Below are 19930 nucleotides of genomic sequence, written 5' to 3'. Positions count from 1 at the left end.
ACAGGTCCGCTCGCCCCTAAGCAGAGGACTTCGGCATTATTCGCAAAGAACAGGACAACGGATGATCGTGCCGTAGCTGCGTGACATGGTACGCTACCAAGCACTCTCCACCCGCTGATTGCCTGCACCCTCCCACCCGTTGGCTCACTTTTGCTGCAGTGCAGCGTGATAACGTTAACAGGTGTAGATTATGTAGGACTTATCCTGTTGTCAATTCGACTCTGCCGGGTATATCGCCCAACTGCATTACCAATGAGTGATGTGCTTTGTCTGACACGCTACTGGCGCAGCGACCAACCAGTCGCTAAGCCGCCAGAGCGATGTTCACGTTAACGGAGAGCGGCTTGCGTACGTCTGGCTTCCCGAAAATGCGGTGGATCATCATCGGCCTGTTCGTGGGCGCGATGGTCATCAACTACCTGGCGCGTGCCGTGCTCGGCGTGGCGGCGCCGGTCATCCTGGTGGAACAGGCGATCAGCAGCGAACAATATGGCTGGATTACCGGGGCCTTCCAGCTCGGTGTCATGCTTCAGCCGCTCGCCGGCTGGCTGCTGGACGGGGTGGGTCTGCGAATCGGATTCGCCATCTGCGCGGCGGCCTGGTCGCTGATCACGATGGCCCATATCTTCGCCAACGGATGGCTGGGCTTCGCGGCGCTGCGCGGCCTGCTGGGTCTGGCGGAAGGCGCGGCTCAGCCGGCCGGTCAGAAGCTGGTGGCCGAATGGTTTCCGGCAAAGGAGCGCGGCGTCGCCGGCGGCATCTACAATATCGGCGCCTCGTTCGGCGCGGTGCTGGCGCCGCCGCTGGTCGCGTGGGCGGTGCTCACGCAAAGCTGGCGCCTGGCCTTCCTGATCGCGGGCGGGATCGGCCTCGTCTGGGCCGTCATCTGGTACCTGTTCTACAACACTCCCGCGCGCCATCCCCGGCTGCGGGAGGACGAACGCGCCTATATCGCCGCCGGGCAGGAGGAACACCTTGCCGCAACCGGCACGCGCGTGTCGATCCCGGCCCTGCTGCGCCGGCGCAATCTGTGGGGCATCGCCCTGCCCCGCCTGCTGGCGGATCCGGTCTGGGGCATGCTGGCGTTCTGGCTGCCGCTCTACCTGGTGCGCGAACGCGGTTTCGACCTGACGCAGATCGCCCTGTTCGCCTGGCTCCCGTTCCTTGCGGCCGATCTCGGCTGCCTGTTCGGCCCTGCCGTGGCCGCATTCCTGCAGCGGCAGGGCGTCTCGCTGATCAATGCGCGTCGCTGCGCCTTTACCGTCGGCGCCATCATGATGGTGTCCATGGCCTTTGTCGGTGTCGTCACCAGCCCCTACGCGGCGATCGCGCTGCTGTGCCTGGGCGGGTTCGCCCACCAGACCCTGTCCGTCACCGTCATCACCATGGCGTCCGACCTGTTCAGGCGCAACGAAGTGGCGACCGCGGCCGGACTGGCCGGATTTGCCGGCAATCTGGGTGTGCTGGTCTTCTCGGTCCTGCTCGGCGGCATGGTTGACAGCGTCGGCTTCGAACCCTTCTTCGTCATCCTCGGCGTCCTCGACCTTGTCGGCGCCGTCATCATCTGGACCATGGTGCGCAAGCCGGCATGACACGCTTCGACAACCCGATCCTCCCCGGGTTCAATCCCGATCCCTCGATCGTGCGCGTGGGTGACGACTTCTACGTCGCCACCTCCACCTTCGAATGGTATCCCGGGGTGCAGATCCATCACAGCCGCGACCTGGTGAACTGGCGCCTCGTCGCGCGCCCGCTCTGCCGGGCGGCTCAGCTGGACATGCGGGGAAATCCCGATTCCTGCGGCGTATGGGCGCCCGACCTGACCTGGGCCGATGGCCGTTTCTGGCTCATCTTCACCGATGTGAAACGCTACGGGCAGACGACCGCGGACGGCGCGGTCGGCGCATCGCTGCGCGACTTCCACAATTATGCCGTCACCAGCGAGACGATCGAAGGGCCGTGGTCCGACCGGATCTACCTGAACAGCAGCGGGTTCGACCCGGCGCTGTTCCATGACGATGACGGCAGGAGCTGGCTGCTCAACATGCTGTGGGACCATCGCCCCGGGCGCGGGCGGTTCGCCGGCATCGTGATGCAGGAACTGGACCGCGCGACGATGCGGCTGGTTGGCGAGAGCCGCGTGATCTTCGAAGGCACCGCGCGCGGCTTCACCGAAGGCCCGCACCTCTACAAGCGCGACGGCTGGTACCACCTGCTCGTCGCCGAAGGTGGCACGGGCTGGGACCATGCCGTCGTCATGGCCCGCTCCCGTTCGATCTGGGGCCCGTACGAGGTGCATCCGGAGGGTGTGGTGCTGACCGCGGCCGGACACGACGATCTGCCGCTTGCGCGCGCCGGCCATGGCGACCTGGTCGAGCTGGACGATGGTTCGGCCTGGCTCGTCTATCTCTGCGGTCGGCCGCTGCCCGGTCTGGCACGCTGCGTCATGGGCCGCGAAACCGCGATCCAGCCGGTGGCCTGGGGCGATGATGGCTGGCTGCGGACGCTGACAGGAGATGCCCGGCCCGATCCCGCGCCCCCGCTGCCCGCACTCCTGCCGCATCCATGGCCGGCCGAGCCGTGGGATGGCCGGTTCGCGTCGGACCAGTTGCCGGCCGAGCTCCAGTGGCTGCGCACCCCCGAACCCGAAGCCTTGTTCAGCCTCTCCGCCAATCCGGGCCATCTGCGCCTGTGGGGTCGTGAGAGCCTGGGCAGCGTGTTCGAACAATCGCTCGTCGCCCGGCGGCAGGAGCACTTCTGCTACACGGCCACCACGCAGCTCAGCTTCGCACCTGCCGGTTTCCAGCAATCGGCCGGGCTGGTCTGCTACTACAACGGCACGAAGTTCCATTACCTCTACGTGACCTCAGATGCCGGCGTGCGCCAGCTGCAGGTGATGAGCGCGGACCCGGCCCATGGCTGCGCCATCAGCGTCGCCGTCGCCGCCCTGCCGGATGGCCCGGTCGAGCTGCGCGCCGAGGTCGATCACGGGACGCTGCGGTTCTCTTGGCGGCAGGATAGGGCCGGGTGGGAGACGCTGCCTGGCACGCTGGATGCCAGCATCCTGTCGGATGAGGTTACCGTACCCGGATTGCCGAACTTCACCGGCACCTTCGTCGGCATGGCCTGCCAGGACATGTCCGGCGCCAGGCTCCCGGCCGACTTCGCCTGGTTCCGCTATGAAGGTCGTACCGCCTCGTCGGCTGCCGATCCCGCGCTGACCGTCTCCGCCGGCGGCGCGGTGGAGGAGCGTTTGATCAGCACATAATCGAGGATCTTCTCGCGCCCGGTCTCGCCAGCCTTGCGCGGGGCGGCCCCTGCCGTCGCCACTTCGGCCAGCGCCTCGGCCGCCAGCCGGCGGATGGGCTGGCCGATGGTGGTGAGCGGCGGCCACAGCGTCACCGCAGCGGCGCTATCGTCGAAGCCCACCACGGTCAGCATCCGCGGCACGTCAAGCTGGCGGCGATGCGCCACCGAGACGACCGCCGCAGCCATGTCGTCATTGCTGGCGAACACCGCCGTCGGCGGCAGCGGCGCATCCAGCAGCTGTTCGCCCGCCGCCAGGCCGGAGGAATAGCTGAAATCGCCCTGCGCCAGCCTGACCTCGGCATCGCCGGCTTCGCGCACCGCGGCATAGAACCCCGCCAGCCGCTCGGCACTGGCGGCCTGGTCGGGATTGCCGACCACGAAGCCTAGCCGGCGGTGACCCAGCTCGATCAGGTGCATGGTCATTTCGTAGGCGGCGGCGCGATCGTCGATCCTGACGCAGCTGGTTCCGGCCACGTCATGGGCACCCACCGCCGCCAGCGGGATGCCCGCCTTGTGCAGCATGTCGACGACGCGCGCAGCCTCGCCCAGCGGCGGCGCCAGGATCGCCCCGGACAGCCCGATGGCGACAAAGTTCCGGATCGCCTCTGCGGAAGGCGGCGCGCCGCCCTCCCCCTTCAGCAGGAACAGCTGGGCGCCATGGGCGGACGCTTCCTCGTAGATCCCGGTCAGGAACTCGCTCATGAAGGCGGCGCTCGGGTTGGAATAGATCACGCCGATGCGCAGCTCGCCCGACGTCACCAGGCTGCGCGCCGCCGTATTCGGGGTGTACGACAGCGCCTGGATGGCATCTTCCACCAGCCGGCGGGTCTCCGCCCGCACGCCGGCCTGGTTGTTGATGACCCGCGAGACGGTCATCGGAGACACGCCGGCCCGTGCCGCCACGTCGACAATGGTCGCGCCGCGCGCCCGCCGCTTCTTTTCTATCACCGTCGCTCCTGGTGCCCTGTTCTCACCCGGTGCCTATAGCGCCGGTCGCCTTTGCGAAAGCCGGCGTGGCAGTTTTGTCCGGACGGCGCTCACAGCGGCAAGGCGTGCAGGCTGTGATGGCTGATGATGTACAGGGTGCGCCGGTCGGCACCGCCCAGCAGGAGCTGCAAGGGACGTTCCGGAACGTCGATACGCCGCAGCAATGTGCCGTCGGCGGAATAGACGAAGACCTGCCCGTTCGCGACATAGAGCGTGCCGTCTGCCGCCCGTACCGCACTCTCGCCGCCACGTTCGGCCAGTACCTTCAGCTCGGTGACGCGGCCCTCCCCGGCTATCAGCCCTTCATAGGTCCGGTTTTCCGACGAATTGGTCAGCACGATCCGCTCGCCCGCCTGTGCCCCCACCAGGCTATACGCGTCCAGCGGGTCCGACCAGCGCCAGCCGCGATGGTCGCTGCCGCCTTGCGCCCACACCCGATAGGCCGGCAGCCGCAGCGATCCGTCCGGCGAGGCATATTCCATCGGCTTGGCCGCACCCAGCTTGTCCGCGAAGAACTGCGCCAGCGGCGGAAACTCGTAGGTGGCGAAATCGATCTGGTCGGCGAACTCGCCATTCGCCCACAGATTGCCGGGCTGCAGCGTCATGGCCCCCGGCGCGGCGGCCGCCGGTGTCGGTGCGATCACCTGCACCCGGTCGGGCGCCGCCGGATCGATGCTGTAGACCGTGCCCCCGGCCCCCTCGGACGACAGCACCATCAGCCTGCCGCCACCATCGACGGCGAGGTTTACCGGATCGAGCGGTGGATCGGTGACGATGCGCAGCCCGCCGGACGTGGACCAGCTGTAGATGCGATGGAAGAACCGGTCGATGAAGAACAGGTTGCCCTTGGCGTCCACCGCCCCGCCACCGGCGGAATAGAAGCCGTCAGCCAGCTTCCGCACCCCTGTCGATACCGCCGGCACCCGCTGTTCGGGCGCAAGCACCGCCGCCGGTCCGATGTCCAGCGCGCCGAACTGACGCTCCCGCAGCGCGCGGCCGGTCGCCGCGTCGATCATCGCATTGTCGAACGGGAACTTGCTCGCCCGGGCAAAGGTGCCGCAGCCGTCCTCGTCGCAGGTCGAGAAGCCGCTTTCCGCATTGATGTGCACGTTGCGGAACCGCACGTCGTTGGACCCGAACAGCCGCACCGCAGTTTCGACCGGCTTGATCGAACGGGTGACGCGATAGGCGCGATAATTGGCCAGCAGGATGTTGCGCACATCGCTCAGCTCGATCGAGAAGGCGTTGGGGCCGTCGCGCGCCTCCTGCTCTGTCTGCGCGCCCAGGAACTCCCAGTTGGCCACGTTGCGCAGCACGATCTCGTGGCGGTAATGATGTTCGGCCGACAGCCCGTAGACATGGCCGGACGTATCCGTGTCCGAGACATGGAAGCCGGAGGAGGACAGCGTGTTGGGCGACCAGATGGCGGCAAAGGTCCCGCCCCCGCCATCGGTGACCCAGATGCTGGCCTGCTGCCCGTCCGGGCGTGCGGCAGGGTCCGTGGCACCGGTCGCGGTGCCGTTCACCCGCACGACCGGGCCATGGATGCGCACGTCGTTGACCATGGATCGCGCGCCGCTGCGCCATAGCAGCGCGGTGGCACGCGGATTGATGCCACCGGTCCACAGGCCGAGCCCGGACACGATGGCCGCACCCCCGCGCGCGCTTTCCAGCAACGGGACCGGATCGCCGATGCCGGCATAGGCGGCGGCTTCATCCGGCAGGTAGAGCTGCGTCGTGTCGGGATGCAGCGCGATCAGCACCGTATCGGCACGCAGCCGGATCGGCCGTGTCACCCGGTACCGGCCCGTGGGCATGTAGAGGACGCGGTGCGTGTCGATCGCACGCTGCAGCGCCGCCGTGTCGTCCGTCCGGTCGTCGCCCGCGACGCCAAGATCGCGGACGCTGACCCATTCCCTGACGGGCGGCAAGGCGCGGATGGCGGGCGGGCGCGGTGCGACAGCGCGGCGGACCGGCACCGCGTCGAACACCGACTGCTTCGTGCCGGTTTCCCCCAGCGCCGCGACGGCAAGACCGTGCGAAAACCGGCGCACCTCGTAATGGTCGCCCACGCCGGCAAAGGTCCGTCCGCTCTCCCTCAGGCGCGCGAAGACCGGCGTGGCCGACGCCGCGGCATTCTCGAACCCGACCTGCGTGAAGGTGCTGTCCTCCATCGAGATGACGATCCCTGCATCGCTCACATTCGCAAAGCGGACATCCTTGCCCCACACCATGTCGGAATAGCCGCGGTCGATCTCGATCCCCACCGGCATGTCGCGGAACATGACGTTGACCAGCGTCAGCACAGCCTCGTGTTCACGGATGCCGGCGACCTGCTGCCCTTCAAAGTGGCTGTCGATCAGGGTGAACGGCCAGGTCGGCGCGGTCTTTTCCGCCACGATGCCATACCGTCCGCCGAAGAAGCGCACGTTCTCCACCTCGTTGCCCACATGGTAGACGCCGGCGAATGCGCTGCCGAGCCGCATGTCGACATGCCGCAGGAAGGCATGCTGCGCGACGCGGAAGCGGACGGCGACAGCGCCCTGATTGCCCTCGCCGATATCGAAATCCACGTTGGACAGAGCCGAATAGAACGTCGTCTGCGTGCCGTCGAAGATGGTCGGGTCGAACGGCACCGTCGTGCGCGGTGGAACGGCCGGCCGACCGGAGCGGAACTGGTCCTCGCCAGTGAAGCTGACCATCGCTGCCACGCCCTCGCCGAAGCCGGGCGTGCGCTCCGCCAGCACGAAGACGGGCCGTCGGCGCCCGACGCCGAACACCCTGACGCCCGAGCGGAGCAGCAACGTCCGGGTCAGGCGATAGCGGCCCTCCGGCACGAACACGATGGCGCCGGCGCCCTCGGCAGCGGCTGCATCGATCGCCTGCTGCAATGCGGCGGTGTCGTCGGCCCGCCCGTCGCCGACACCTTGCACCACGATGGCGGCGGGGTCCTGCGGCATGGCCTGGTAGACCGAACGCGAAGGTGCCGCAGCGGACGCCAAGCTTCCTGCGAACAGCATGACGGGCACCATGGCCAGCAGGATGTGCCGCAAGGACCGGCCCGCCTGAACCCATGTCATGGCGGTACGCCTGACGACTGCAATCATGCTGCATCCTTCCCTCTGATCATGGATGACCATCTCGGCGGCAGCTCTGCTGCTGGCGATCACCTCATGGCATTGTTAACGTAACCATGGCATGGAAGACCAGTGCTTATCGTCCGTCGGTCAAGATTGCCGAAGTCTAATGGACAAATTATTGTATGATGTATGATCTACGGTAGAGTGGATCGGGTTCGCTCGGAACGAAGTCGCACAATGCCTTGGGAGAGGATGATGGCCAGGATCAGGTATGTCGCGCTGCTGGCGCTATCAGCGGCCATCTCCGCTCCCGCTGCCGCGCAGCTGGGGCCGTTCCCGGCGATCCCGGTGGCGCCGCCTCATGTCGAGCCGGAGCGCCACCGTGTGGTCATCCCCAATCGTCCGGTGCCGACCCCGGTGGTGCTGCATCTGTCCGCCAGCGGATCGGACGCGGGTGACGGATCCGCCGAGCGCCCGTTCGCGACCTTCGAACGCGCGCAGGCGGCGGTGCGCCGGCTCAACCGCGATCACGACGTGACAGTCCGGGTGGCCGCGGGCACCTACAATCTGGCCGCCCCTCTGCGCTTCGGCGCGGAGGATGGCGGACAGAACGGTTCGACGGTCCGGTGGGAGGGCGAACCGGGTGCCTATCCGCTGCTGTCGGGCGGCGTGCCGGTAACCGGATGGCAGCTGGCGGATGCAGCACGCGGCATCTGGTCGGCACCCATGCCGCGCGGCAGCGATCCGCGACAGCTGACCGTCGACGGCCACCTGGCACGTCGCGCCAGTATCGAGATGCCGCGCGCGGCGGTGGAGTTTCATCCCTGGGGCCTGACGATCAAGGACCCGGCCTGGAGCACGCTGTCCGAACTGCCCGACCAGAGCCGGATCGAGATCGAGGGGATGAGCTGGTTCACGCACCGCCATGCCATGGTCGAACGGATCGAGCGGGACCGCATCGTCATGCAGCAGCCGGGCTGGCGCAACAATCTGGTCGGCTACGACACCTTCGCCCGCCCGGTCGCCGTCGAGGTTGCGCGCATGTTCCTGGTCAACGCCCTCGCCTTCCTGCGGGAACCGGGTCAGTGGTATGCCGATCCGGCGGCAGGCATTCTCTACTACAAGCCTGTCGCCGGGCAGGACATGCGCAGCGCCGAAGTGGTCCTGCCCCGGCTGGAACGGCTGGTCTCGATCTCCGGCACCTATGACCGCCCGGTGCGCGACCTGCACTTCCGGGGCCTGGCGTTCCGCCACACCAGCTGGCTGCAACCGTCCGGGCCGGAAGGCTATGCCAGCCAGCAGAGCGGCGCCTATCTGGCCGGCGACCTGGTCGATTATCCGGCGGATCCGATCAGGGATTGCAGCTGGGGGTGCCGCGCGTTCGAGGTGATGCGCAACCGCTGGAACCAGCAGCCCGCCGCGGTGCAGGTCGCCGCCGCGACGCGCGTGATCTTCGACGACAACCGCTTCGGACAGCTGGGCCAGGTGGCGCTGGGGATCGGCAACAATGCCGATGCGAACGACAGCGGCATCGGCCTGGGCACCGCGGCGATCGAGGTGACCGGCAACACCTTTGCCGATCTGGCGGGCGGCGCGATCATGGTTGGTGGCACCCGTCCGGACGCACATCACCCGTCCCGCCCGGAGATGGCGCTGCGCGACATCCTGATCCGCAACAACCGCATCTCCGGCATCTCGCACGACTACAAGGAACAGTCGGCGATCCTTGTCACCTACGCCTCGGGAACGCTGATCCTGAACAACGACGTGTCGGATACCCCCTATGACGGGATCGACGTCGGCTGGGGCTGGGGCACGAACGATCCCGGCGGCAGCCCGGAATACTGGCGACAGCAGCGCGGCTATTACGATGTTCCGGAAAACCGCGTCTACGATACGCCGACCACGCTGCGCGACACCGTCATCATGGGCAATCGCGTGTCGAAGGTGAAGCAGTGGTTCCCGGATGGCGGCGCCATCTACCACCTGTCGGCCGATCCGGGCGCGCTGATCGCGGGCAACTACATTTCCGACGTGCAGGGTTCCGGCGGCATCGCGATCTACCTGGATGAAGGATCGCGCCATGTGACGGTGCGCAACAACGTCATCGACGATGTCGGCGGCGTGTGGCTGAACCTCAATTCGCAGGATCACCTGGCGCCCAGACGCACGGCCATGGACAATGTCGCGACCGGCAACTGGTACAATTCCGGCCGCCTTCAGGGCAGCTGGACCGAGTACCTGAACAACTGGGCGCAGGACAATGTCGCGGTCCGCGGCGATGCCTGGCCGGATGCGGCGCAGCAGGTGATCGCCCGCAGCGGGATCCAGCCGGCAGCCGCCGAATGATCGCAGGCGGCGGAGCTATCCAGCAGGCCCGACCATGAAGTCGCCGTCGATCCGGATCGGTGGCAGGCCCGCCGCGCGGGTGATCTGTTCCAGATAGTCGGCAATCGCCCGCGCCCGTGCGCCGTCGGCCAGCACCGGCCGACCGGGCGCCTCCACATGGACAGGCACGATACCGGCCTGCAATCGGCCGTCAGGATGCCACAGCAACCGCCCGATGAAGGCGTTGACCGCCTCCGGATGGAACGGCGCCAGCGTGTAGGCGGGGTCAGGTTCGAACCCGAACAGCTGCTTGCGCCGCTGCGCCCAGGCGGCGCGTGCAGGATGGTCCTGCCCCGGGCTGAGCGCATCGGTGACGACGCAGCCATTCCCCAGACCGTGGAAGATCGGCCGGCCCCCATGGAACTCGATCCCGCGCACGATATGCGCATGGTGCCCGATCACCGCATCCGCGCCGGCATCGATCGCCGCATGCGCCAGCGGCCGTTCGTACGACGCCAAGCGGGCCGGCACATGGACGATCCCCTTGTGCAGCGCGACCAGCACCAGATTGGCCAGCGGGCGCACGGCAGCGACGTCGGCCGCCAGCATCTCCAGCGCCTCCTCGCTGACCCGCGCCAGCGGCGCGATCGGCGTGATGGTCGATCCGTCCGCCGTGTCGATCCGCAGATAGGCCGACCCCGCGGCATCGTCGCCTGCCCAGCCGAACTCGGGGCCCACACAATTGTAGCTCAGCAGCGCGATCCGCCGGCCGGCACGCTCCGCGATGGCCGGCTGGCGGGCGGCGGCCAGGTTCGGCCCCGCGCCGGCATGGGCGATCCCCAGGCCATCCAGTCCGGCGATCGTGTCCGCGATGCCGTCCGGCCCGCAATCGCTCATGTGGTTGCCGGCCAGGCTCAGCATGGCAATGCCGGCATCGGCGATGGCCGGCAGGTTTCCGGGCGGGGCACCGGGCGCGGGCACATCGCCGACCATCTCCTTGCCGCGACCGGTATGCGGCACCTCCAGATGCGCGATGGCCAGGTCCGCGCGGCGCAACGCCGGGGCGATGCCGCCCAGCCAGTAGGCCGCATCCGGCTCGTCCAGCACCAGGTCGCCGGCCAGCAGCAGCTCGGTCATACGGTCACGGGTCACAGCTTGCGGTCGATCATCCAGCCTTCCGCGGTGCAGAAGGTGCAGTCCTCCCCGGCAAAGGCCCGCGCGGCCGTGGCATCGCCCTTCAGCTGCCAGTCGAGCCACGCGGCCCCGGCCCGCGCCCATTCGCCGCCATCGGCCAGCGCAAAAGTGCCGCCATGCCCCACGGGGTAGTTCATCAGCACGACCGGCACATGGTCGATCCGTCGGAAATCGTCGGTCCCGTTGGGATAGGCGATGTCCGTCGGCCCGCCCAGGATGTAGGCGACCGGCGTGTGCAATCTGGCGAGGTCGGCCTTGTCGATCGCGACCCCGCTGATCCCGCTGCCGGCCCGGTTGTATACCCCGCTGCCGAACGCCACCACCGTATCGACCCGCGGATCGGCGCCGGCAGACAGCGCCTGCAGCCCGCCGCAACTGTGCCCCATCACCGCCACGCGATCCGTATCGATCCGGCCATGCAGCGGATCGGCCGGATCGGCATTGGCCCTGGCCGCCCAGTCCAGACCGGCCAGCATTTGCGCGACGCTGGTCTCGTCCGGTGCACGTTCGCCTGGCGCTGGCGGGCTTGCAGGACCGGTCCGTTCCTGCGGCAACCGGTCGAGGACAGGCTGCTCCTCTCCGGGCCGGCCGTTGGCGATCACCAGATAGCCGTGACTGGCAAATTCCCGCAGCGCATGGCTGGCGGACAGGCCGTTGTCGCGGCAGCCGCCATTGCCCCACAGCACCACCGGCATCGGCGTGTCCGGCAAGGTCTGCGGACGATAGAAGGTGTAGCCGGGTGCATCCGCCCGCGCCTCGGCAATGGCCGGGCTGGAACCGCGACCGGCCGCGGCACCGATCTGCCTTGCCGGACCGGCCGGCGATCCGGCCCCGGTGACATCCTGGGCGGACAGCAGCGGCAGGTCGATGCGGGATCCCGCCTCCCACCCGCGCTGCAGCGTCAGCACAGGTGCCGGCGCCTGCACCATATCCGCCAGGTTGCGCTGGCGCGGATCGGCCCCGGTGACGACGAACCGCACCCGGCTGCCCGCCTCCAGCCGGCGTGACAGCGGCATCATGGCGATGGACAGGCGCGCGACCTCGCCATCCGGCAGGGGCGCGGTGTCCGCCTGCCGTCCGCTATGCCAGGGCAGGCCCAGATTATCCCACGGCGGCGCCTGCGTGGCACGGTGCGACAGTTGCAGCCGGCCGAAGGACAGCACGGACACCGTGCCATCCGCCGCGACCTCCTCCAGATAGGCGAAGACCTGCGCATCGGGCTTGTCCACCGTCAGCGCCACATGCGCGACGGGGTAGCCGAGCAGATCGACCACCGCGGCCAGCGGCGCGGAGGTATAGACGATACCGTGCTCGTCCAGCGGCTCGGGCCAGAAGGCGAAATAGCTGTCGTTGGCTACATCGTAATCGACCGTCATCGCATCAGCGCCTGCGGTGCCCGGACGCGGGGCCAGGTTGTTGCCTTCCGCCAGGTAGAGGGACAGCGGCAGCGCATCCGTACCGGGCACGTCCGGCCCGGTGACATACTCGCCCCCAGCCGCCCCCTTGTCCGACCACCAGGTGGCACGCGGCTGCGTGTCGAAGCCGTTGGCTGCCCCTTTCAGTTCATGATCGAAGTATCGGACGACCTCCCCGGTGAAGTCGAAGCCCGGCGGCGGCACGCAATGGCTGCCGGGACCGACCAGCACGTTGCTGCCGATGTTCTCCGCCGCGACCAGCACCTGGCTGGTCGGCTCGTCCTTCCAGTTGCTCCAGAAATAGGTGGCGATGCCGGCATCGCGGATCGCACCGGCGTATTTCCATGCGGCAACCTCGTCCCAGAAGGCATTGCCGGTGAGGTCGGAGATGCTGTCGCGATACGGCATGCCGTACCACAGCCCGGACATTGAGGTGTTGGCGGCATGCTCGGCCACTGCGGCGCGCAGCTCGCTGCCATCGCTGTCGGCGTCCACCGGGATGCTGGCGAGATCGACCGCCAGCGGCTCGTCCGGGCGGGTGTTGAACTGCGCGGTGATGCCGCCCCGGCGCACGAAATCGTACTTGTCCCAGTCGGTCGCGCCGATGAACACCGCCTTCAGCGCGGGCGGCACGGTGGTCGCGGTGTGCATGGTGCTGCCGCCCAGGTAGGAACAGCCGATCATCCCGACCTTGCCGGTGGTATAAGGCTGCGCCGCCAGCCATTGCACCAGATCGTGCCCGTCCTGCGCTTCCGTCCGGTCCTGGAACCCGCGGCGATGTCCGAAGGATGCGCCCTTGCCCCGGATGTCGGCCACCGCCACGACATAGCCGGCACGCAGCAGCGACCGCAGCGCCAGATTGTCGCCCAGCGCGGCCTCCTCCACCTTGCCGTCCTCGTCACGAAACCGCGCGCGGTACGGGGTGAAGGCGAAGATCACCGGCAGCTGGCCCTGCTCCACCGTCGCGCCATTGGCGGGCCGGTAGATGTTCACCGCCAGCCGGGTGCCGTCGCGCACGGGGACGTACAGCGATTCACGCCGGTAATCGGGATAGTCCGCCTCGGCCTGCTGCGCCCGTGTGCCGGGCGCCACCACCAGGGCGATGGCTGCCGCCAGGATACCGATCCTCATCTGTCGTCTCCGCCTGAAGCTTCGGGCCCGGGGTCGTCGCTGGCGAGCCAGTCCAGGATCTCCTGCCGGTGCTGGTCGATCCGGGGTGGCGGCTGGTCCGTGCCGGGTGCGCCCGGTTCCATGTGGAAGCCGGCATTCGGCACCGCGACATGGGGGTTGTCGGGCAACTGGTCGATCGTCAGGTCCAGCAGCGCGCCCGGACGGCACAATGCGGCCGCCTCGCCCACCTGCCGCACCATGCCGCACGGAATGCCGGCCGCGCTGAGCTCCGCTTCCCACCGGGCGGCAGGACGCGTGGCGAAGATGCGCGACAGCTCATCATGCATCGCATCGAAATGGGTGCGCCGGGCATCCGCAGTGGCGAAGCGCGGGTCGGCCAGCCACTCCTCCCGTCCCAGCGCCCGGGCCAGCGCGGCGAACTGGTTGTCCTGCACCACGCCCAGCGACACCTGCCGGCCGTCACCCGTGGCGAACAGGGCGGCGGTCGGCAATTCGCTATAGCCGGTATTGCCCAGCCGCTTCAGCGTGCTGCCGGTGACCAGGAACGGGGTCAGCGCGCTGGTCATGAACGCCATGGCGGCGTCCAGCATGGCGACATCGATATAGGCACCCTGCCCGGTCCGTTCCCGCTGCAGCAGCGCGCCCAGGATCGCCACGGCGGCGGTCTGCCCGGTCAGCGTGTCGACGATGGGAAAGCCCACGCGCACCGGCGGATCGCCCTCCGCGCCGCTCAGCATCATCATGCCGCTGGTCGCCTGCACGATGTTGTCGATCGCGGGCCAGTCCCGCTGGGGCCCATGCTGGCCATAGCCGGAGACGGAACAGAACACGATGTCGGGGCGCCATTCGCGCACGGTCTCGTACCCGAAACCCAACCGGCCGATCACGCCGGGGCGGAAGTTTTCCAGCAGCACGTCGCTGCGCGTGACGATCCCCTGCGCGATGGCCCGGTCGGCCGGGTCCTTCAGGTCCAGCGCGATGCTCTTCTTGCCGACATTGGCCGCGATGAAGGCCGGGCTCATGCCGTCGAACTGCCGGTCGGCCCCGTAATTGCGGAACCCGTCGCCCCTGGTGGATTCAATCTTGATGACCTCCGCCCCCATCAGCCGCAGCAGGTGGCTGGCGAAGGGGCCGGCCATGACATGGCTGAAATCGGCCACCCGGATGCCGCTGAGCGGCTGCGAAGCTGGGTCGATCATGCTGCACCTCCACACACGACGCGATCATCGCCGGGCAGGCTGGCCTGTGCCCGCCGGAACACCGCCTCGCCATCGATGCCCCACCGCCGCGCGTCCCGCGCAGTGCGCAGATTGTCACGCTGGTACACGTCCTCGAACCGCTGCTGGTCGGCCGCGCTGGGCTGGAACACCTGCACCTTGCCGCGGCTGTCCTCCAGCCCGGCCTCCAGCGAGGTGTAGATCGCATCGGCGATGGCGCGTTCCCAGACCGGCGTGCTGGCCGCCAGGATGTCGCGCTGCCATGGCTCCAGCCGGTGCCAGCGATCGTCGCCCATAGCCCGCGCCGGGTAGGCGCCGCGCGGTATCTCCAGCGCGAAATAGTAATCGGTCACTTCGGACAGGTGCAGCGCCTTATAGGAGTCCGGGCTGGAGACAACGCCGTCCAGCACGCCCTTGGCCAGCTGCGAGTAGACCTCCCCCATGGGCATCAGCACCGGGTCGGCGCCGAAGCTGCCCAGCACCGACAGCAGCTCCGTCGGTGCACGGATGCGCAGGCCGCGCAGATCGTCCAGGCTGCGGACCGCACGCCCGCGGATCATGATCCCCGGCAGCAGCCCGCCTTGCGCCGCCAGTACCTTCAGCCCGTGCAGCTCCCGGCCGATCTCCGGCTCTGACCGGGCGAGGCAATGATACAGCGCCATCTGGCTCTCGATCGATTGCGCGCCCTTGTAGAACCCGGTCTGCGTGCGCAGCAGATGCGTGCCGCCGCGGGAATAGATCGGGCTGATCAGCGCGATGTCGGCCACGCCGTGGCGCAGCTCCTCCATCGACATGTCGGCCGACATCAGCGCACCCGACCATACCGGGCGGATGCGCAGCCGCCCGTTCGATTGCTGCGCCACATGGTCCATCCACACCCGGTCGGCGCGGCTGAACGGGTGCGACGGTGGATAGGGACTGGCATAGGTCAGCTCGGTCACGCCGGCGGGCAGCGGCTTCGCGCAACCGGCCAGTGCCAGCAGCGGGGCCAGCAGCAGCGCCAGCCAGGTGCGCAGCGGCATCATGCGGCCACCCGGTCCTGCAGGAACCCTGCCACCATGCCGACCATCCGGTCATGGTCCCAGATATTGGCATCGACCATGTCGGCGCCGATCATCAGCACGGGAATGCCGGCTTCCTCCAGCGCCGCCGCCGTCAGCTTGGTGCCTGACTGCGACAGGCGATTGTCCGGCGGCAGCAGGATCACCGCGGCATCGATGCCGCAGCGTTCCGCCTCCGCCCGCATCCATCCGCTCATCCATGGCGGCAGGTGCAGCGTCTCGTTCATGGAGGCGATGCGGCTGGCCAGCGCCTCCATCGGCCGCCCCTGCAGCTCGCGGATATAGGCCGGCCCGGCGAAGGGCATGTACATCGACCACACGAACACCGCCCCCATCCGCTCCTCCAGCGCCTGGTAGAAGCCGGGATCGTGCCACACGCCGGCACCGATCCACATCAGGCGCAGCTTCTCGTTGCTGCCGGCGCCGCCGCCCTGCGCGATCCGCTCCAGCACCTCGTCGCGGAACTTGCGCGCATGGGCCACCGCCCAGTCGGATCCGCGATGCCATTGCGGGATCATGGTGTTGGGCATCTGGTCGGCGATGGACACCGGGCTCGGCCGCGCGGCGCCGATTGCCTGTGCGGCTTCCCAGATGTAACCTTCCTGTTCGTTTATGCGCTCCATCAGGTGATGGAACTTCGCCTCGTCGAACCGGCGGCCGGTGCGCTGTTCCAGCAGGCTGATCAGGTCGCGCATCTCGGCCACCATGTGGGCGATGCGGTCGGGCTGGTACACGCGTTCCCACTGGTCGTGCGAATGGCGGAACCAGTCGGCCTCCTTGTGCTCCCACGCGGGCGCTTCCATCGCGAAGAACTCCGTGTCCAGCTCCCTGGCCCACAGGCCGAAGACGTGCTGGATGCAGTCGCAGGTCAGCCGGGCGACCAGCACCGTCGGGCGCGGCAGTCCGCCCCAGGGCGCGCTGGCGGGATCCTTCGCCAGCGTGCAGGCGAGGCCGAGCGAGCAGTACTTGCAGCTGTTCGCGGGGTAGCCCTTCTCCACCATGGCATCGAAATACCGGCCCGACAGCTGCTTGGCGGAGATGTAGGCCGACCACCATTGGTTGGAGACGATGGGGATGTCCATCGCATGGAAGATCTCGTGCGGGGTGTCGGCCTGCGCGATGGCGAACGGCTCCTGCTCGTCCACCACCCGGCGGCGCAGCTCCTGCCCGAAGGCCTTCTGGTACGCGGTGGCTTCCCCGGTGCAGGCCAGGGTCTTGCGGCTGCGCTGATTGGCGGAGGTGCTCAATGGAAGACTCCGGCTTGGTCCAGGCGGGCGATCATGTCCGGATCCAGCCCGGCAATGTCGCGGGCGACCTGGTGGCTGTGCTCGCCCATCATCGGGGCGCGGAACGGCTGCGGCACGTCACGGGAAAACCGGATGGGCGTCGCCACATGGCCGAACGGGCCCAGCAGCGGATGGTCCAGGGTGACCAGCGCGCCGCGCCCGGCCATCTGCGGATCATGCTCGATCAGGTCCTCGCTGTCCTGCAGCACGCCCGCGGCGATGCCGGCGGACTGCAGTTGCGCGGCGATGGCATGGTCGGCGCGGGCGGCGGTCCAGCCGGCGATGTCGCCGCCGGTGATCGCCAGCAACCGGTCGCGCTCCGCTGCGTCGAAGGTGCTGATCGCCACCCAGCGATCGTCACCGGCCGCGGGGAACACGCCCTGGAAGAACACCGCAGGATCGGCATTGCCGGTGCGCTGCGGCACCTGCCCCGCCCGTGCCAGGGCCAGCGCATCGCGCATCTGCTGCACGCAGATCTCGTACATGGAAGCGTCGATGTGACAGCCACGCCCGGTCTCTCGCCGGTGCTGCAAGGCCGCCGCGACATGCCCGGCCATCACGAACGGCACGATCACGTCGCCATAGGGTACCGCGCCCGGGATCACCGGGTCCTCGTTCGGCCAGCCGGTCAGGAAGGTGCGGCCGGACAGCGCGCCGCCGGTCCCGTCCACGCCCCATTCCTGCGCCAGCGGACCGGTCTGGCCGAACACGCTGCCGGACACCATCACCAGCCCCGGCCGCGCCGCTGCCAGCGCATCATAGCCCAACCCCAGCCGGTCCATCGTGCCGGGGGAGAAGTTCTCCACCACCACGTCCGCCCACCGGATCAGCGGGTCCAGCACACGGCGGGCATCGGCCTGCTTCAGGTCGAGCGTGAGGCTCCGCTTGGAGGTATTGAGATGCGCGAACCACGGCTTGTCATCCAGATTGCCGGCTTGCGAGGCGGAGACCTGCAGGTCCAGCCGGGCGAGATCGGGCCGGTTGCGCGTCTCGATCTTCACCACTTCCGCGCCAAGGTCGCCCAGTGTCTTGGTGGTGATGGAGCCGACCAGTGCCCAGGCGAAGTCCAGCACCTTCACGCCCGACAGCGGCCCCGGGCGATCGCCCGCATGGATCGCCGGCGCGCCGGCAATGCTGCCGGGACGGACCATGGCGAAGCGTTCGGGCAGCCCGTCCGCCGTGTCGAGGAAGCCGCGCGCGGCCAGATGCGGGTCGGCCAGCACGTCGGCCGGTTCGTTGACCACGCAGGCATTGATGCCGCGCCGGCGCCCCTCGCCCGCGATGTCCGCCTTGGTGCGGGTGGCGAAGAAGGCGGCCATGGCGCTCTCCCACTCGGCCCGCACCTCCGCCGGCAGGGTGGAACGGTTATAGGCCAGCCAGTCCACATCCCGCAGCGGGTTGGCGCCGCCCGCCTCGTCCATCCATTGTGCCAGCGCACGGTTGGCGGGCGCACCCAGCCGGCCCGTCATCAGCGCGTGGAAGCACCAGCCATCCGCCAGCCGCCAGATCACCTGCACCCGGGCGCGGCCATAGGCGATGCAGCCGCCCGCCCGGTCCAGCTTGCGGCGGTCGAACTGCCACACCAGGATGCCGTTGACGTTGCGGCTCATCGCCACCTGCTGGATCGAGACATCGACATGCTGCCCCCGGCCATGCGTGCCGCGCGCGAAATGGGCGGCCATCGCACCGGCAGCCGCGACCATCTCCGCATGGAAGGTGCAGGCATCGCCCGCTTCCTTCACCGGCATTTCGCCCGGCCGCCCCGTCAGCCGCAGCGCGCCCCCGGTGGCGGAGGCGACCAGCTCGCCCGCGCGCCACTCGCTGCGTGGCCCGTCCGAACCGAACGGCGTGACCGAGACATGCACCGCCTCCGCGCCGATCGCCAGGTCGGCAGTGGCTGCGCGGCCCAGATCGTCGATAACGAAGGAGGCCCCCTCCACCGGACCGCCCAGCTCCGCGCCGAGCGACGCGAGATAGCGGGCCAGCGGCCGGTCGGCCATGGTGCCGAGCACCGCCACGCGGTGACCATCGAGAAGCTTCATGCTGCAATTCCCTGAAGAAAGCCGGCGATCTCCGCGCCCGCGCCGTCCCGTCCGCGCCAGTCGCGCCGGGTCAGGACCAGCGCCGGCACGCCCGCCTGCGCCAGCGCCGCCCGCTCCTGCGGCAGGTGCCAGCATTGCGCCTCGTCCTCTTCCACCCGCCACAGCACCACGGCGCGTGCCTGCGCCTGTGCGATCCCGGCGGCGAGGGACGCGACGGGATCGCGGAAGCCGCGCGGTCCATCGGGCCGCTCGTGCATCCAGCGGCCCAGCGCCGCGACCGGATCGCCGCTGCCCTCCGCCACCGGCGCACCCCGATCGCACCATGCTTCGGCCAGCGTCTGCCCCACCGGGCGGAAGCCGGCATCGGCGATCACGGCGTGCAGGCGTCCGTCCGGCGGGGCGGTGCCGGTCAGCAGGCAGGCCGGTCGATCGTCCGCCGCTGGTCCGGCGCCCCGCTCCGCATTGGTGCGCGCGATGGCGGCCTCCAGCGCGGCGTCGGCGATGCCCAGCCGCTGCACCAGCACGCGCAACCGCTCGACGGTGCGTGCCAGGCTGGCGGGGCGCGGGATACGGGCGCTGTCCAGCAGCAGCGGCTCCGGCCCGGCGATCCGGCCCAGCCGCTGCAACTCGCACAGGTAATAGTACAATCGCTGCGACGTATCGTCGGACCGGCTGAACAGCACCGCCTCCAGCCCGTCATAGGCGCCTTCCGCCCAGGCATCGAGGACCGGCATGGCCCAGGGCGCGAACTTGCTTTCCAGCCAGTCGGCCGCGCGGCCCGGTGCGCGGTCGGGATCGAACCGCACCGGCCCTGCGTCGCGGCCGGAGGCGATCAGCAATTCTCGCGGGATGTCGGGACCGGCTATGGCGATCATGATCG

General features: G+C 68.9%; 12 protein-coding genes. 3 read left to right on the top strand and 9 right to left on the bottom strand.

Annotated elements, in window-relative coordinates; genetic code table 11:
• Positions 1–368: 368 nt before the first annotated feature.
• Together PK98_RS03570 and PK98_RS03565 are read left to right on the top strand one after the other, a co-directional pair.
• The gene (locus tag PK98_RS03570; protein WP_039094337.1) at positions 369–1592 is read left to right on the top strand and encodes an MFS transporter; all 1224 of its coding nucleotides are present in this window, start codon (positions 369–371) and stop codon (positions 1590–1592) included.
• Positions 1589–3268, top strand: a complete 1680-nt coding sequence (locus tag PK98_RS03565; protein ID WP_052207985.1) for a glycoside hydrolase family 43 protein — start codon at positions 1589–1591, stop codon at positions 3266–3268. Before PK98_RS03570 ends, PK98_RS03565 begins: the two co-directional genes overlap by 4 nt.
• On the opposite strand, the gene PK98_RS03560 is transcribed toward PK98_RS03565, so the two are convergent.
• Together PK98_RS03560 and PK98_RS03555 are read right to left on the bottom strand one after the other, a co-directional pair.
• The gene (locus PK98_RS03560; RefSeq protein ID WP_081996024.1) at positions 3178–4257 is read right to left on the bottom strand and encodes a LacI family DNA-binding transcriptional regulator; all 1080 of its coding nucleotides are present in this window, start codon (positions 4255–4257) and stop codon (positions 3178–3180) included. The genes PK98_RS03565 and PK98_RS03560 overlap by 91 nt on opposite strands.
• Positions 4258–4346: 89 nt before the next feature.
• Positions 4347–7376 (bottom strand): glycosyl hydrolase family 28-related protein, encoded by a 3030-nt coding sequence (locus tag PK98_RS03555; protein ID WP_081996023.1) that lies wholly within the window; start codon positions 7374–7376, stop codon positions 4347–4349.
• Between the two features lie 255 nt (positions 7377–7631).
• On the opposite strand from PK98_RS03555, the gene PK98_RS03550 reads away from it, so the two are divergent.
• Positions 7632–9725: a right-handed parallel beta-helix repeat-containing protein gene (locus PK98_RS03550; RefSeq protein ID WP_039096190.1), complete on the top strand. Its 2094-nt coding sequence runs from the start codon at positions 7632–7634 to the stop codon at positions 9723–9725.
• A gap of 15 nt (positions 9726–9740) precedes the next feature.
• Here the strand turns inward: PK98_RS03550 and PK98_RS03545 are convergent, their stop codons facing one another.
• The 7 genes from PK98_RS03545 to PK98_RS03510 are packed head-to-tail and all read right to left on the bottom strand — an operon-like array spanning position 9741 to position 19925.
• Complete coding sequence (locus tag PK98_RS03545) at positions 9741–10841, bottom strand: CapA family protein (protein ID WP_039094333.1); 1101 nt, start codon at positions 10839–10841, stop codon at positions 9741–9743.
• 11 nt (positions 10842–10852) lie between these two features.
• A complete protein-coding gene (locus PK98_RS03535; RefSeq protein WP_235425387.1) occupies positions 10853–13444 on the bottom strand; it encodes a CocE/NonD family hydrolase in 2592 nt (863 codons plus the stop codon).
• Entirely contained in the window at positions 13441–14643 is a 1203-nt protein-coding gene (locus tag PK98_RS03530) for a CaiB/BaiF CoA transferase family protein (protein ID WP_052207983.1), read from the bottom strand. Before PK98_RS03530 ends, PK98_RS03535 begins: the two co-directional genes overlap by 4 nt.
• On the bottom strand, positions 14640–15686 hold the full coding sequence (gene dctP / locus PK98_RS03525) for a TRAP transporter substrate-binding protein DctP (RefSeq protein WP_235425386.1): 1047 nt from the start codon (positions 15684–15686) through the stop codon (positions 14640–14642). Before dctP ends, PK98_RS03530 begins: the two co-directional genes overlap by 4 nt.
• Positions 15683–16969 (bottom strand): 2-hydroxyacyl-CoA dehydratase subunit D, encoded by a 1287-nt coding sequence (locus PK98_RS03520; RefSeq protein ID WP_039094331.1) that lies wholly within the window; start codon positions 16967–16969, stop codon positions 15683–15685. The genes dctP and PK98_RS03520 overlap by 4 nt, the downstream gene beginning before the upstream one ends.
• Complete coding sequence (locus PK98_RS03515) at positions 16966–19050, bottom strand: CaiB/BaiF CoA-transferase family protein (protein WP_039094329.1); 2085 nt, start codon at positions 19048–19050, stop codon at positions 16966–16968. The genes PK98_RS03520 and PK98_RS03515 overlap by 4 nt, the downstream gene beginning before the upstream one ends.
• Positions 19047–19925 carry a hypothetical protein gene (locus tag PK98_RS03510; protein WP_081996022.1) on the bottom strand — a complete coding sequence of 293 codons (879 nt, stop codon included), beginning with the start codon at positions 19923–19925 and terminating at the stop codon, positions 19047–19049. Before PK98_RS03510 ends, PK98_RS03515 begins: the two co-directional genes overlap by 4 nt.
• Positions 19926–19930 lie beyond the last annotated feature (5 nt).

The sequence above is a fragment of the Croceibacterium mercuriale genome, from assembly GCF_000802385.1.
GTDB lineage: Bacteria > Pseudomonadota > Alphaproteobacteria > Sphingomonadales > Sphingomonadaceae > Croceibacterium > Croceibacterium mercuriale.
This window is presented reverse-complemented; position numbering and strand designations above follow the sequence as displayed.